Below are 15601 nucleotides of genomic sequence, written 5' to 3' on the forward strand. Positions count from 1 at the left end.
AAGATCATTATACAACGAAACGAACGTACGTTCTATGAAAAAAGAGACATTTTCTTTAAAAAAGACAAAACCAATTCATTCCCCACCTTCACTTCGTTTAGAGAAGGGGGTCTTCTCGGTTAAAATGATAAATCCTTTTTTGAAATTAAATCCGTACTCAACTGTATAACACTCCTTCCTGATAACAATGCAACATAACACTGTTACGCTGTAAATGGGTGTTTATAAAAATGTGCGAAACAATGTTCAAAATCAAAATGTACTTCCATACAAAAAGGCCCTTTTGATTTTTCAAAAGAACCTTTATTAAATGCTTATATATTAAGGTTTAAACCATATATTATAAAAATCAATCCAACCTTGAGCGTTGATGACTATATTTTGTACTTTTTCATGTGTACGTATGTGTTGTTTATTACGATATAAAGGAACAATATGAATATTACGTAACAATGTGTCCTCTATATCGCGTAACAGTGTAATTCGCTTTTCAAAATTAGGTTCAATAAAATATGAATGTAATTGCTCATTAATATCCAGAGAGCTATGCTGATAAATAAAACTATTTTTTGAAAGAAACATATACAGAAAACTGCTTTCTGTTTGCTTACTAATGGTAGCACTATCATGAATGATATCTGCTTGCTTTATCATTTGAACCTGTAATAATTCCTGTGTATCAAGAAAAGCTATTTCAATTACAATTCCATATTTGGCACATTCTTTTTGAATCCAATATGAATCTTCTACATGATCTTGTCCTTTAAATGTATATAAATTTAATATTTCATTATTATACTTACTATTTTGAACCAAAATTTGAATATCCTCTTTTATTCTTGGCATAGAAAAATTCGTCAATAATAATTCCCCTGCTACCTCGCCACGCTCTCCCTCTAACTCATCTATTATTTTGCTGCTATGAATAATTTTATACAACGCTTTGCGAAATGTAATATCTTGCATAGGTCCTTGTTTCTCAGTGTTTAACGTTATATATGTTACATTGGATTCCAGTATAGAAAGTTCCTTATGATACTTTTCTAATTCTTTATGTTGCGCCTTTACGAAAACATCATATGTATCAATACTTTGTGGCACATTCCATAATTCAATCCGATCGAGAAAGGGTCGTTCACGAAAATACAAATCATGAGCTTCTAATACAAAAATAGACTCATTATTTTCACACAGTTTAAACGGTCCTGTTCCAATTAATTTGTCTTCCTCATCTTCCATTACAATAGAACACTGTTCTGAGCTTAAAGCATGTAATAACAACTGATTTTCCGTATGCAAGTGCATTTCTACAATATATTCATTTACAATACGAACACTTTCAACATGTTGAAGCATCCATGAATACGGATTATCCTCTTTATTCATAAACCTACCAAATGTATATACAACATCATGAGCTGTAAATCGTTTTCCATTATGAAATCGAACCCCCTTTCGTAAATAAAAAGTCCATAGTTTTAGGTTGTCATTATATTCCCAATGAAAAGCGAGTCTCGGCTCTATTGTATTTGTGCTCTCATTAACATAAATAAGCGTGTCATATAGATGTTTTACCATATGACACTCCGAACGCATTGTAGCATATACAGGATCTAAAGAAATTTTCAGGTTCATTTCAACTTGTAAACGCAGTACATCTTGTCTTCCTCGAGAAGTCATTTCAATTTGATAACCAAATATCGAATCTATCCAAGCTTGGAATTGTTTTTCTAATATGGGGAAATATGAGCTATATTGCTCAACAAATGCTTTTCCACCCTTTACATCCCCTTGTTTCGTTATTTCTTTCCCCTGTTCTAAAATTAAAGAAATAGGATTTTTTTGAAACGATAACTTTGATCGATTCCCTCTTCCGCGTCCTGGAAACCAACAAATCCACGCTAACTCTTCTAATTTTTTTATAATAAATTTACTATTACGATCCGTACAAAACAATGTTTCCGATATATTTTGTAATGATATTTCTATTTTTTCTTCCTCTGTTCTCCCTTTTCCATACTGGACCCACAGCTGTATGTACTGCTCCAAAATAACCATACTTTTCCCCCTAAAAGATGAAAAATCTCCTTCTTTCATTCTACCCTTTTTCATTTCTTGCTTCTATCTTAAGATTTCCATATAGAAAGGGGGAAATGAAGAATGAATCATCTTATAAAACGCTATAATAAACCAATCCGGATTCGATTATTAGGTGAGTTGTTAACTAGAACAACTGAGGCCATGTTAGCAATTATTTTTATTGTCCATGTCAATAAAGCACTAGAAGGTAATGTGATTATGACAATGCTTCTGTTTGGATTGCAGTCACTTTCTGATATTGTGTTCACAATCATTGCTGGAGGTGTAACAGATCGCTACGGTAGAAAGAAAATTATGTTACTCGGATTATTCGTGCAAGCAATTGCAATAGGCGGATTTGTTTTTGCTGAATCAGTCCTATTCTTTGCTTTGTTATATGTAATGAACGGTATTGGCCGCTCCTTATATATTCCTGCTCAGCGTGCACAAATTGCCGATTTAACTGAACAAAAACAACAAGCTGAAATATTCGCTGTTCTTCAAACAGTAGGAGCTATCGGTGCTGTGATTGGTCCATTCATCGGTGCTTTTTTTTACAATAGTCACCCTGAATACTTATTTGTCATTCAAGCTGTAACTCTCCTGCTGTATGCCATTCTCGTTTGGACACAACTGCCAGAAACAGCTCCAATCATTCAAACTAATGAAAAATCAGCACAAGTAACAACACGTACACAGTTTATTTTTAAGCATTATGCTATATTTGGACTCATGATATCTACTCTTCCGATTAGCTTTTTCTATGCCCAAACTGAAACAAATTATCGTGTATTCGCAGAAGATATCTTTCCAAATTTCTTATTTGTTCTCGCATTTATCTCGACTTGTAAAGCTGTAATGGAAATCATCCTGCAAGTTGGTCTTGTCAAATGGTCTGAACGATTTTCAATGCCTAAAATAATTGTAATTTCATATATTTGTTATACATTCGCTGCTATTGGTTATGGTTATTCTACAACATTATGGTCACTCTTCTTCACATTGCTTTTCCTGACAATTGGTGAAAGTATTGCTTTAAATCACTTACTACGATTTGTTTCCAGAATAGCACCAAGTCACAAGCGGGGATTATATTTTTCTATCTACGGCATACACTGGGATATTTCTCGAACGTGCGGTCCGGTTATTGGAGCAATGATATTAGGTCATGTAAACGGCAGTATCCTATTTTATATTTGTGCCTGCTTATTAATAATTGGTGGAATCATTCAAACTTATTTTGTTTCTTCCGTAGAGCGGAATAAAGCAAAAGAGCTGTCATTATAACATAACAGCTCTTTTTCTCACATCTATTACCCCGCCATATTATTTATACTATCTTCCGGAGAAAATACAGAAATATGATCAACTTTACCAGTAGGATTAGGGATAACAAATTTTAATTCAAATTGATCATTCGCTTTATAAATATATATTTTGTCATTCCCATTTACCTTGGTCGATATTGGTTTACCTAAAACTTTTTCGATTTCCTGTAAAGTAAGCATATGAAGTTCTGGATGGTTGGAACGAACGTCAAAAATTTAAGATCCTTTATTAAATCTAAATCCAATGACAACATTTTTATTCGTATACATGCCTTTGCCTGCTGACTCAGTTTTATCAGCTTTCCCCCATGCCTTTTCAACTTCTTCAATATCTCCTGTATGTGCAGCAAAAGCAACATTTGGAATTTTTCCTTGTTTAGCTTGTTCTAATATATTCTTAATTTGATTACTTTTTTTAGAGTCTACAGATGAATTAGGTGGATTTGGTTTAGAATCTGTTGATGAACTCGCTGAATCTTTCGATTTATCTGAAGGCGAATTCTCATTTTTCTTTTCATCTGAATCAGTAGAAGAATCCGGTTCCACTTTAGAATTCTTCTCAGATGTTTGCGTAGTTGCTTTCTGTTCATCAGAACCCTTGCAAGCTGTTAGAGCTAGCATACATGTCAATACGAGAAAGTACATTATCATTTTCATACAAGCTTTCATACTTGCAACCTCCTAAATTATAGTACTCACCCTTGTAACCAATCCATTACACTGTATTTCAAACCAAATTAATATCATTTTACACTCACAAAAATAATCTAACATATATCCCACTTCTCTCCTGATCCAATTTAATCCTTCATATGATGATTAACTGTCCCCCATCATGATTTTATTCATCTTTATTCGGAAATTGCATTCTCGCTTAGCGCTTTATATATACAAACGCTTGAACAATTAGATAACATATACTCTAGATGCTTTATGTACTTTTGCAGATCGTGTAAAAGTATACAGTATTCAAAAACTATAATCGCTTGCTTAGGTCATATTTCTAAAAATATTTATCACGAAATCACTCTCAAAGATCTCGCTCAAAGTATAGAAGTAACTCCTAGTTACTTATCAAATTCATTTAAATATAGAAGTAGGTATCCCCTTAAGTGAATACATTCAAAGAGAACGAGTAGAAGAAGCTAAAAATTATTAACTTTGACTACATATCCTTTATCCGAGATTTGTACTTGGCTTAGCTTTAATGATCAAAGTTATTTCACAGGGATTTTAAAAAATCCACTGATACTACACCTAAGCAATATCGTCAAAAATATACTGTATTATAATAAATAGCTGGTCTCATATTTAGGCGAAACACCAAAATATAAAAAATGTGGATCTGTACTCTTATCTGCTCATTGTTCATTCTATTTAGTAACCCAAAAAAGCTGTCTTTAATAGGACAGCTTTTTTGGGTATGTGTGCAAACAAATAATACATTCTATGTTCAATTATTCTTTAGCCAGAGAATTTTTTGTAAACACTTGAAATGAACAATAATCATTATGGTACCAAATATCATGAAAACTATATCGAGATTTCCATTTATGATAAGAATGATTTTTATCGGAATAAATATCCCAAGTTAAATGTATACATTCACTTTTCTTTGTTCTGGCCCACTTTTTATTTAAAATATCATAACAAAATGTATGCATCGTACCATCTACAAATTTTAAATTATTCAATTTAATATACTCTAAATATTGAAGAAAATCTTTGGTTCTAAATAGAAGTAATTGTGCTCCTGTTACCCCTTCATTAAAGAGTGAATATTCTTTTACAATTGGCGGAATCCAAGAGTTTGCTGTTGGATAATTTTCTAAAGGTAAGTTATCTAGGTTTATTGTAACACCGCAAGCAAAAACTTCAGGATGATAATCCAAAATATGTATCTCTTCAGATAAAAAATCATTATTTTTTACAATTACATCTCCATCAGTAAACAAAATGTATTTATATTGTTCTAATTGCTTCACCAGTTGATTTTTAAAAAACACTTCAATTGCATTATTAGAAATATTCTTCGAAAACAGAACATACTTAGAAACAATTTTTTTATTAATCAAATCTAAAATATATGGCTTTATCTTCGATTCTGTATGAATACTAGGATTTTCAATAACATAAATCTCTAATTGCTTTGAATATTCTCCTAAAAACTCCAATGATTTCTTAATGATATCAAAATTATAAAAAATTAATACAATACATGGTATTTTATTATTCATTTAAATCTCCCTTACATATAGTTATGCTTTAATTTTTTATGCAATGAGAAATACTTTTATGCCATTAAATTCCTTCTCTCGTTTAAATCGAACAAAAAAGGCTGTCCTTTAACAGGACAGCCTTACTGTATGTATTTATACTTCAATACTTTTTCCATCTTCAACAATATGGTAAAGTAAATGAGCCAAATGATGAATTGGACCATATTCTTCCTCTTCTTCATCTGTTTCACCTTGGAATTCAAGGTCATTTAAGTAAAGTGCTAAAAATTGATAGAATAATTTCAAATCAAATCCGTAGCAAGCACTTGGCTCTTCATGATCTCCTTCATATTGCAACATTAAGTATTGTTCATTGCCTTCTGCATCTTCTGCATCAAAGAATACAAAGAAACCAACATTTGTATCTAGATCAAATAGATGACGAGTACCGTTTTCTGTTACTTTATTGAAGTCCTCTTCACTTAACTTATGTACTGTTGTTGCTTTTGCATTGTCTTCTTGATGAAAGTTTACTGTAAATGATTTCAATGCTTACACCTCCTGATTGTATAACAGTAGCATAACAGATTAGGACAAATAATACAAAAATGGATCGCTGACAATTTTCAGCGATCCACCTAATTTCATTTTCGCATTGCACGCAGTAATAAGCTGACAATAAAAATTAAAACAATGGCACCAATTAATGCTGGAATAATTGCATACCCTCCGATAACCGGTCCAAACGTACCCAATAACAATGTTCCAAGCCAAGAACCGATTATCCCAGCAATAATATTTCCAATCACACCACCAGGTACATCTTTACCAACGATTAAACTTGCTAGCCATCCTAAAATACCACCAACAATTAAAGACCATATAAATGCCATATCACTATACCTCCTTAATTTTACAAAACAAAAATAATACCTATAAATTATTGCTTACCATTAGTTATGCTACTATTTTTGATAAGTTATACCTTAAATGCCACGTATAGCTTTTTATACAATTGAATTAATACAGTTTTGTATCCATTCAAAATAAATTATTTTTCCAAACCATATTATTCCTCGATGATCTGATAGCCTTATTCCCTAAGAACAATCTGGTTTCAACATTGTTCTCATAAATTTTTTTAAAACGTTTGATAGTTAAAATCAATGGCCATTCTTTGTACAGACCGATTATCAAATCTTATGGGTTCAGCAATCTTTCTAAAATCAGCTACACTTTGTCCTCGAGTTTCGTCATTTGTTGTACTTATCCATACAGCAGACTTTTTATATTCAAAGATATTATCATTCATTAATGAAATAAACGGTAATAAATCATGAATGGGACTTCCACCAATTCCAAGGTATTCTTTTTTATAAAAGTTCTCATAATAAAAATCAATCATTGGCTTAATTAGTTTTGCTAGCCCTCTTCCCTTTTCATTAATAATGTTTCCATTTCAGGAGTAATAAGTGCCTGCTGCGTTACATTTAACGGATAAACACTAACATTCTTGGCATATTTCATGACAATATTAGTTGCAATTGGATCTCCATAAAGTGAAACTTTAATCAGTGGGGGTTTTCTTCATCCTCCTCTGTTTATTAGTTGAACGAATCGGGCTTTTATGGGCAGTTGATCCCCCACCTAACTTCTTTGCTTTCGCTGAACTTTGAGGTGGGGGTCTTACTGCCCGTTAATGCGGGGTAAAAGTTAGCTTCTGAAACAGGAGTAACATTACCTGGAAATAAAAATGCGCCACCCATTATATAATAAGCGCATACTTGGTCCATTACATCTGGATACAAAAGAAATAATATTGCATGTTTTATCGGCATAAATTAAAGCAACTGCATCATCGATACCTAAATCTCCAAAAAAGATTTTTTATTAACTCCTCTCACCCTCCTCATCATTTTCTACTATTATTATTATGCGAAAAAGACAAGGCGGTGAAACAGTATCAAATAAAAAAACCGCCTATTTACTGGCGGTTATATGGAGATAATAAAATTGTTTATATTTTATTCAACTATCGTGTATTTTTCACTATGAATACAATTTATTTACCTTTTCATTTTCCTCTTAAAGCCCAAAACAGTGATTACGAAGATAATGATTATATAACCAACTACCCATAATAAAGGTACAACAAGATCACCATATTCACCAGATAAAGCAAATCGTGTAGCATCAACCGCATGAGCAAATGGCAATGCATACGACTGTTTTAAACGTACCACCAATCATATCTAACTTAAACCAAGTGCCACTTAACCATGTTGTAAGATTAACAAAAATCGCAAAAATCCCACCAACTTGCTTATCCGTAAAATACGTACCAAGTAGTAGACCAAATCCAATATAAAGCATTGCAATGATAATGAGTAGAATAGTGGCACCTAATACATTCGCATTAAATGATAGACCTAAGAAGAATGGCAACCGGTAATAGTGGAAGAGCGTACCCAGTAATATAATCAGAGGCAGACATAGGGGAAGCAAAAATCCGCATTAAAAATGAACTGCTTTTATCCTTACCAATCAGCATCCCTGAAAATAACGTAATAAAAGAAAAACTGAAAACGATTACACCTGGCGTTAAGTTTTCTATATGATAAAGGTCCAAAGGCATATTTTTCTGCATGATTGAAAAAAGACACATAATAATAACCGGAAGCACAATCCCAAAAAGAAGCGTCAGAGGATCTCGTAAAATCTCCTTACGATTACGTGAAGCAAATGCTAAATATCTCATAGTCCGCCTCCCTCTTCAGTTAGCGTAAGGAAAATATCTTCTAAAGAAGATTGTCCCGTATTTTCTTTTAACTCATCAATCGTTCCAAGTGCATGCAATTTACCACCATGCATAATACCGACGCGATCAGCAAGTGCTTCTACTTCTTCTAGATAGTGCGTCGTTAAAATAATCGTGATTTTACCCTTTAATTCAAGTAGAGTCTTCCACAGATCATGTCTAGCACGAATATCAAGTCCTAGTGTTGGCTCATCTAAAAAAATGATTTGGGGAGACGAAATAAGTGCCATCGCAATGCTTAGCCGGCGCTGCAACCCACCTGATAATGTTTTTGCTTTATTTTTTGCTCGCTCCGAAAGTCCAAACTTTGTCATCATTTCCACCGCTTTTTGCTTAGCCTCTTGCTTATTGCTTCCATAAATACTCGAGATGAATTCTAAATTTTCCTTTACAGAAAGATTCGGAGCTACCGCAGTTTCTTGCGGAGAAATGTTTATTTTTTGTTTTACTGCCGTAGGTTTTTTGATGATACTATCTCCGAACATCAGTGCATCGCCACTTGTAGGTGTAAGTAAGCAACTAAGCATTTTAATCGTTGTTGTTTTTCCAGCAGCATTTTGCCCTAAAAGTGCGAAGAATTCTCCCTTCTTAATCGTCAGTGAAAGATTGTCAACAGCTGTGCGCTCTTTAAATTTTTTCGTTAGATTTTTTATAATTATGGCCATTATTCATCACTTCTCCCTTCAAATTGCCTTGATTGAATCGCAGCATTAATTTTTTTTATATCATTCTTTGAAATCATGTATTGAATAGTCCATGTGATGACATACGTACCTAAAAAACCAATAAAAAAAATCAGTGTGCCTATAGATGTTTTGGGCATCCACAGTAGCGTTACAATCGGCCCCCATACTAGTGCTGTTATACAAAAATGAACGATGTACTGTTTTAGTAGACTCCACTTCACTATGTCAAAAACAAGCGAACTTGTAGCGAATGTGACCCCAATCAGCCCTGTTAACAGTATTTGTACCGTGACAGCTGACATCTCACTAACAAATAAAGAGCGAAACTGTTCCACAACTGGCATATATTCTCCTTGACCTAATGTGAGCGAAATAAGGAGTTGTACGATTTGTCCAATAATCACACCGATAACAAAACCACCAACAACTCGACTAATTATATTTTTCAAGATATTTTCACCTCATATTCCGAACAGTTTCTTAATTTTTGAAACATAGCGTCGAGAAGCATACGTTTTGATATTCCCTGTTAATGACACGCCAATTGTTCCTGTCATACTAATATCCATATTCGTAATCATTTTAATGTTAACAATCTCTGAATTTGAAATACGAACAAAAAATTGACTATTTAATTTCTCTTCCAGTTCATATAACCTTGAGCGAACGGTATAAATACCAGCAGCGGTTTGGAGAAATACCTTCTGTTTCTCTGTATAGATTCTAACGATATCTTTACATTCAACAATTTCAACACCTCTTTCTGAAAATACAGCTAATGAATCCATATGAGTCTCCGATAGTCGCTTCATAATATCAGATATCTCATCTGTCATTTTATCCGTTAGAATGATAATTTTCGGCTCTTTATAAGATGGATCAATCGACACTTCAAACTTCACTTCACTTCACTTCACTTCACTTCACCACTTCCCTTTCACTCGCTCTAAATATAAAAGCTATTTAAGTTACTGTAAATGGATTTTCGATAACCGGTTGTTTTCACACGATAACTGGTCAAAAGACAAATATAACAATTAGATACTCCAGGAACATATTCTCTCTTTACAATAAATAGGCACACAAAACAGAACTTCTGTGTGCTGATTCAACTTATATATTTCTAAATAAAAATCAATTTATTAAATTATTTTTCCATATAGATGTATAGCTTATATAGGAAGGAACGAAATATTCAAAATACTTTTTCGCTAAAAAGTTCTCCCCTGTTAATTATATTTTTTACATTTCTATTATACATGAATAGAAAAAACGACACTGTATTTTGTGTCGTTTCGGCTCTCTATCATTAAACAATTTTATTGTTTTTAAAGGACTTTATTATTTGTGAACAGCATTTTCCATCTTTTTATACGACAAATATGCTAATACATTCTTACTTGTATCATATTTAGGATTGTTTCCTTTTTTCGGCTCTCTAACATGTGTCTTTTCAAACCCAGGAATTTCAGGCATTTTCTCCAAAAATTCAACAATCTCTTTTTCCGTTCCCTCAACGCGTACACGAATCATTGTTATTACTCCTCAATTCTCTATTTCTCTGTACTAAGTATAGCGTACTGAGAAAAGACTGCAAGAAAATTATCTTTTTAGCGTTGAACTTTTATGACATACAAACAGTGCCATCTCCGTATAAAATGATTCTACTTTATTATTGTTAAATTGTATGTTGAAGAACTCCTTCATTTCATTTGACGTTTTCATCATACAATCCGTTAACTTGGAGCGTGTTGGCGATGGGACATCCATCATGTTACACCACCAATCAAAATTAAATTGTTTTTCAAATGTGAAACATGATTGCATTTGTAAACCTTGCTTTTCTAATAATGAAATCCACTCTGTTTTTCTAAGCGCTCTCCTGTGACTTGGATCTCGCTTTTTCTCAATAAAATTATAAAATGTATCATATTCTAGGTTTTCTGGGGAGACATTATCAATTAATATAAATAATCCGTTCTCTTCTAACTTTCGATGTACTTCAAAAATAAATTGAGAAGGGTTTGAAAAATGATGCGCTGCAATGCGACAAATAATCGTATCAAACGATTGATTAGAAAATGGTAAATCCTCTGCATTTCCTACTACAAATGATACATTTTCATGTCCGTTTGTCTGGATAAATGCTTTCGCTTTTTCTAGCATTTTTTCTGTTAAATCGAGCGCAACAACCTCTTTAAATATCGGGGCTAATAAATTAGCAACATGACCGCCACCTGTAGCGATATCAAGAAGACGAATATTTTTACGATTTTTCACTTGTTGAACGACATACTGTAAATCTGGCCCTTTTGCATGAATTTGACTATTCACATACTTTTCAGCATTACTACCAAATTGTGTTTTCACAAGTTCTTCGTTACTCATTTCAATCATCTTCTTTCTACATATATTTACATATTCTTTTTCAGCAAGAATATATAAATATCCTCTTTATTCAATGAACTAAGCACTCTATTTCCTTCCAATTTTCTTCTTGTTTTATATATTTACATACATTTATACCATATGCTTGTACAATGAAGGGAAGTGACAATACAAATAGTTCTTTTAACACATTCTCTTCGTATTCATCAACCCAATCCTTTGTTTCTGCACAATAATTAAAAATCAACGTATAGAAACTTCCGCATTCAATTTCTGTTTTACCTACACCTATTTCTCTTAATAACTCTTTACATAATAACGAATGTCCATCAATAAAGCGTGGAAAGTAATAAGCATAAATCATTTCACGACACTTCTCCCTAATCATTTCCTCAAATTTAATATAGTATATTCTACTTTCAAAATAGAACGCTCCCCTTGTTTTCCCACTATACTCGCGTAAAAAATCTCCAATTGTATCATACGTATAGCCTTCATGCGTTTGATTCATATGTACTAAAATACCACTAGAATTCACCATATATTTTGGGACTGATATGTAATAATAGACAATCCAAAAACAAAGCTTTGCTATTATTTCCTCTTCCTGCTTCTCTAAAAACTGGTCGAACAATTTTTTGAAAAATTGTTGAATCATAAGTATCCCTCCCTCGTACATTTTAAATTTATTCCAATTTATTTTCTAATATGTAAATTTGATTTTTCAGCTCTATAAAAGCAAAGTTTTATCCAAATCAAAAAGATTGAACTTTCATTATCAAACACGTAATATAGACTCTGACTCTAAAAAATAATGATTCAAATGTATGAATGAAGAGGAGGATTTATATACGATTTTTCCTATTTTATAAGACTGAGAGGTTTTGTTATGTGGCGTAATAAAAATGTCTGGATTGTTCTAATCGGTGAGTTTATCGCTGGGCTTGGTTTGTGGCTTGGGATTCTTGGCAATCTAGAATTTATGCAGAAGTATGTACCTTCTGATTTTATGAAGTCGGTTATTTTATTTATTGGATTATTAGCCGGTGTTCTTGTTGGTCCGATGGCTGGTCGTGTTATCGATCAATACGAAAAAAAGAAAGTCCTTCTTTATGCTGGTTTCGGCCGTGTTATCAGTGTTATTTTTATGTTCTTCGCTATTCAATATGAGAGTATCGCCTTTATGATTGCCTTTATGATTGCCCTTCAAATTTCAGCGGCTTTTTATTTCCCTGCATTGCAGTCTGTTATTCCGCTTATTGTTCGTGAACATGAACTATTACAGATGAATGGTGTCCATATGAATATCGGAACAATCGCTCGTATTGCAGGAACCTCACTAGGTGGTGTTCTTCTTGTCGTTATGAGTTTACAGTACATGTACGCGTTCTCAATGGCAGCATACGCTTTATTATTCTTTTCGACCTTTTTCCTACAATTTGAAGATCAAAAATCAGATACATCAAGTAAAAAAGCAGCAAAAGATAATAGCTTTATGGAAGTATTTCGGATTTTAAGAGGAATCCCGGTTGCATTTCGGGCACTTATTTTAAGTATTATTCCCCTTTTATTCATCGCTGGTTTCAATTTAATGGTTATTAATATTAGCGAAATGCAACATGATCCGACAATTAAAGGGTTTATTTATACCATTGAAGGTGTGGCTTTTATGTTAGGAGCTTTCGTAATTAAGCGTTTATCTGATCATTTCCCACCTGATAAATTACTTTATTTCTTCGCCTTCTGTACTGCTTTTGCGCATCTCTCATTGTTCTTTAGTGATGTGAAATGGATGGCACTTGTATCATTTGGTCTATTTGGATTTAGCGTTGGCTGTTTCTTCCCTATCATGTCAACAATTTTCCAAACAAAAGTTGAAAAAAGTTATCATGGACGTCTTTTCTCATTCCGTAATATGTTTGAAAGGGTAATGTTCCAAATTGTCTTACTTGGAACTGGATTCTTCTTAGACACAATTGGGTTACGATATATGGTTCTTATTTTTGGCGCTATTTCATTATTAATTATTTTTATGTCGTTATCAAAGCACAAGCAGGCAAGTAAAAACACTTCCCAAGTATCGAACATGTAAAATCCATCTCCAAATTGAGATGGATTTTTCTCTTATTGTAAGAGATGACCTAAGTCTCCTGTTGTTATATTCCCACTATTTGCTTCATCTGTATCAATATGCATATCTAAGGCGTATGTATCTTTTACACGAATTAACACTTGATTAAAAATCAATCCTCTGCTTCCTTCTACTTTCACACTTGCATATTGTCCATCTTTCACTTGAAATTTTTCAGCATCTTGAGGTGTCATATGGATATGGCGCTCAGCGATGATTACACCTTTTTCAATTTTTAAAGAACCCTTTGGACCAATAAGAGTAATCCCTGGTGTTCCATCAATATTGCCTGATGCTCGAATCGGAGCATCCACTCCTAATTTACGTGCATCTGTTTTTGAAATTTCAACCTGTGTAAACTTTCGAATAGGACCAAGGATACGGACTTTTGGGATTTCCGCCTTTTCAGTCTTAATCGTTACTGTTTCTTTCGCTGCAAACTCTCCTGGTTGTGAAAGTTCTTTTGCAACCAGGAGCTCATATCCTTCCCCAAAAAGTTTTTCTAAATCTTCGCTTGTCAGATGGACATGCCGATTTGATACACCAATTGGAATTTGTTTCACCTTTAACACCTCTTCATTATGTGGTAGTATTCATACTCTTTAGCCTTCCCTTCTTTTTCTTTTTACACAACTGCGTTTTGAATTCTGACTCAAAAGTGATAAAATATAATTATGTGTTTTCAGAATAATAAAAGAATATAAAATTCAGAAAATGAAAGCACAGTTTTTTAGGAGGGGTTTTGATGACTTATACGTTAGCAGCTAGAATGAAAGCATTTCAATCTTCTATATTCAGTGAATTAGCAGCTTATAAAAAGGAAAAAATTGCAGCAGGTCACAAAATGATTGATTTGAGTATCGGCAATCCAGATATGCCTCCTGCTGATATTGTAAGAGAAGCTATGGTACATACAGCAAATGAAAAAGAAAGTTACGGTTATACTTTAACAGGTATTCAAGAATTTCACGAGTCAGTAACTGAATATTACGATAACAATCACAATGTTAAATTAGATCCAAACAATGAAGTTTTATTATTAATGGGTTCCCAAGATGGACTCGTTCACTTGCCTATGGTTTTTGCAAATCCAGGTGATCTTATTTTAGTACCTGATCCTGGATATACAGCATATGAGACGGGTATTCAAATGGCAGGTGCAAAACCTTACTTCATGCCTTTAAAGAAAGAAAATGACTTTTCACCTAATTTAAAAGACATTCCTAAGGAAATTGCTAAACAAACAAAAATGATGATATTAAACTTCCCTGGAAATCCAGTCCCGGCAATGGCTCATGAAGATTTCTTCAAAGAGGTCATTGCATTCGCAAAACAGCACAATATCATTGTGGTACATGATTTCGCCTATGCAGAATTTTATTACGACGGAAAGAAACCAATCAGTTTCTTGTCTGTTCCTGGCGCCAAAGAAGTTGGTGTTGAAATTAATTCCCTATCCAAAAGCTACAGCTTAGCTGGTAGCCGCATTGGTTATATGATTGGGAATGAAGAAATTGTAAGTGCACTTACACAATTTAAATCAAACACAGACTACGGCGTGTTCTTGCCAATTCAAAAAGCCGCATCAGTTGCCTTACGTAAAGGGGCCGATTTCTGCGCCAAAAATCGGATTATCTACCAAGAACGTAGAGATACTTTAGTTGATGGATTTGCTTCTTTCGGATGGCATGTTGATAGACCAGCTGGTAGTATGTTTGTTTGGGCTGAAATCCCAAAAGGCTGGACTTCATTAAACTTTACCTATGCACTAATGGATCGTGCAAATGTCGTTGTAACTCCTGGTCATGCTTTTGGACCACATGGTGAAGGTTTTGTTCGCATCGCACTTGTCCAAGATAAAGAAGTATTACAACAAGTTGTTGAAAATATTGAAAATAGCGGTATTTTCTCTCCCGAAAAAGCAGATGCATTAGTCAATAATTAATTACAAA

The 15601-nt window shown here is 33.4% G+C and carries 14 protein-coding genes and 4 pseudogenes; 4 read left to right on the forward strand and 14 right to left on the reverse strand.

Annotation, left to right across the window (positions count from 1 at the left end; translation table 11 throughout):
* Positions 1-321: 321 nt before the first annotated feature.
* On the reverse strand, positions 322-2112 hold the full coding sequence (locus JDS96_RS16860) for an ABC transporter substrate-binding protein (protein ID WP_199667521.1): 1791 nt from the start codon (positions 2110-2112) through the stop codon (positions 322-324).
* Positions 2113-2160: 48 nt separating this feature from the next.
* On the opposite strand from JDS96_RS16860, the gene JDS96_RS16865 reads away from it, so the two are divergent.
* Complete coding sequence (locus JDS96_RS16865; protein WP_199667523.1) at positions 2161-3366, forward strand: MDR family MFS transporter; 1206 nt, start codon at positions 2161-2163, stop codon at positions 3364-3366.
* Positions 3367-3392: 26 nt separating this feature from the next.
* Here the strand turns inward: JDS96_RS16865 and JDS96_RS16870 are convergent.
* Positions 3393-4076 (reverse strand): annotated as a pseudogene (locus JDS96_RS16870) (YjgB family protein).
* 318 nt (positions 4077-4394) lie between these two features.
* On the opposite strand from JDS96_RS16870, the pseudogene JDS96_RS32160 reads away from it, so the two are divergent.
* Positions 4395-4699: pseudogene (locus JDS96_RS32160) on the forward strand (helix-turn-helix domain-containing protein); the annotation flags it as partial.
* A gap of 165 nt (positions 4700-4864) precedes the next feature.
* On the opposite strand, the gene JDS96_RS16875 reads toward JDS96_RS32160, so the two are convergent.
* The 11 genes and pseudogenes from JDS96_RS16875 to JDS96_RS16930 form a co-directional block, all read right to left on the reverse strand.
* Positions 4865-5644 carry a glycosyltransferase family A protein gene (locus JDS96_RS16875; protein WP_199667525.1) on the reverse strand — a complete coding sequence of 260 codons (780 nt, stop codon included), beginning with the start codon at positions 5642-5644 and terminating at the stop codon, positions 4865-4867.
* Positions 5645-5779: 135 nt separating this feature from the next.
* Complete coding sequence (locus JDS96_RS16880; protein WP_003197987.1) at positions 5780-6175, reverse strand: hypothetical protein; 396 nt, start codon at positions 6173-6175, stop codon at positions 5780-5782.
* 95 nt (positions 6176-6270) lie between these two features.
* Entirely contained in the window at positions 6271-6519 is a 249-nt protein-coding gene (locus JDS96_RS16885; RefSeq protein WP_003197984.1) for a GlsB/YeaQ/YmgE family stress response membrane protein, read from the reverse strand.
* Between the two features lie 207 nt (positions 6520-6726).
* A pseudogene (locus JDS96_RS32165) lies at positions 6727-7449 on the reverse strand (nucleoside hydrolase); the annotation flags it as partial.
* A gap of 243 nt (positions 7450-7692) precedes the next feature.
* Positions 7693-8384: pseudogene (locus tag JDS96_RS16900) on the reverse strand (ABC transporter permease).
* On the reverse strand, positions 8381-9109 hold the full coding sequence (locus JDS96_RS16905; RefSeq protein WP_003198191.1) for an ABC transporter ATP-binding protein: 729 nt from the start codon (positions 9107-9109) through the stop codon (positions 8381-8383). Before JDS96_RS16905 ends, JDS96_RS16900 begins: the two are co-directional and overlap by 4 nt.
* Complete coding sequence (locus JDS96_RS16910; RefSeq protein ID WP_003198189.1) at positions 9109-9579, reverse strand: DUF3021 domain-containing protein; 471 nt, start codon at positions 9577-9579, stop codon at positions 9109-9111. Before JDS96_RS16910 ends, JDS96_RS16905 begins: the two co-directional genes overlap by 1 nt.
* Positions 9580-9591: 12 nt before the next feature.
* Positions 9592-10032: a LytTR family DNA-binding domain-containing protein gene (locus JDS96_RS16915; protein ID WP_003198186.1), complete on the reverse strand. Its 441-nt coding sequence runs from the start codon at positions 10030-10032 to the stop codon at positions 9592-9594.
* Positions 10033-10471: 439 nt separating this feature from the next.
* Positions 10472-10663, reverse strand: coding sequence for a YvzF family protein (locus JDS96_RS16920; RefSeq protein WP_003198184.1), 192 nt, complete (start codon positions 10661-10663; stop codon positions 10472-10474).
* Between the two features lie 69 nt (positions 10664-10732).
* Positions 10733-11518 (reverse strand): class I SAM-dependent methyltransferase, encoded by a 786-nt coding sequence (locus tag JDS96_RS16925; protein ID WP_018780673.1) that lies wholly within the window; start codon positions 11516-11518, stop codon positions 10733-10735.
* A gap of 70 nt (positions 11519-11588) precedes the next feature.
* The gene (locus JDS96_RS16930; protein WP_003198179.1) at positions 11589-12176 is read right to left on the reverse strand and encodes a hypothetical protein; all 588 of its coding nucleotides are present in this window, start codon (positions 12174-12176) and stop codon (positions 11589-11591) included.
* A 231-nt stretch (positions 12177-12407) separates the two neighbouring features.
* Between JDS96_RS16930 and JDS96_RS16935 the strand changes: the two genes are divergently transcribed.
* Positions 12408-13610, forward strand: a complete 1203-nt coding sequence (locus tag JDS96_RS16935; RefSeq protein WP_003198177.1) for an MFS transporter — start codon at positions 12408-12410, stop codon at positions 13608-13610.
* Positions 13611-13642: 32 nt separating this feature from the next.
* On the opposite strand, the gene pduL is transcribed toward JDS96_RS16935, so the two are convergent.
* Positions 13643-14212: a phosphate propanoyltransferase gene (gene pduL / locus JDS96_RS16940; RefSeq protein ID WP_033796213.1), complete on the reverse strand. Its 570-nt coding sequence runs from the start codon at positions 14210-14212 to the stop codon at positions 13643-13645.
* A 182-nt stretch (positions 14213-14394) separates the two neighbouring features.
* Between pduL and JDS96_RS16945 the strand changes: the two genes are divergently transcribed.
* Positions 14395-15594: an LL-diaminopimelate aminotransferase gene (locus tag JDS96_RS16945; protein ID WP_199667527.1), complete on the forward strand. Its 1200-nt coding sequence runs from the start codon at positions 14395-14397 to the stop codon at positions 15592-15594.
* Positions 15595-15601 lie beyond the last annotated feature (7 nt).

Source organism: Bacillus cereus group sp. N21 (assembly GCF_016483395.1).
Lineage (GTDB): Bacteria > Bacillota > Bacilli > Bacillales > Bacillaceae_G > Bacillus_A > Bacillus_A pseudomycoides.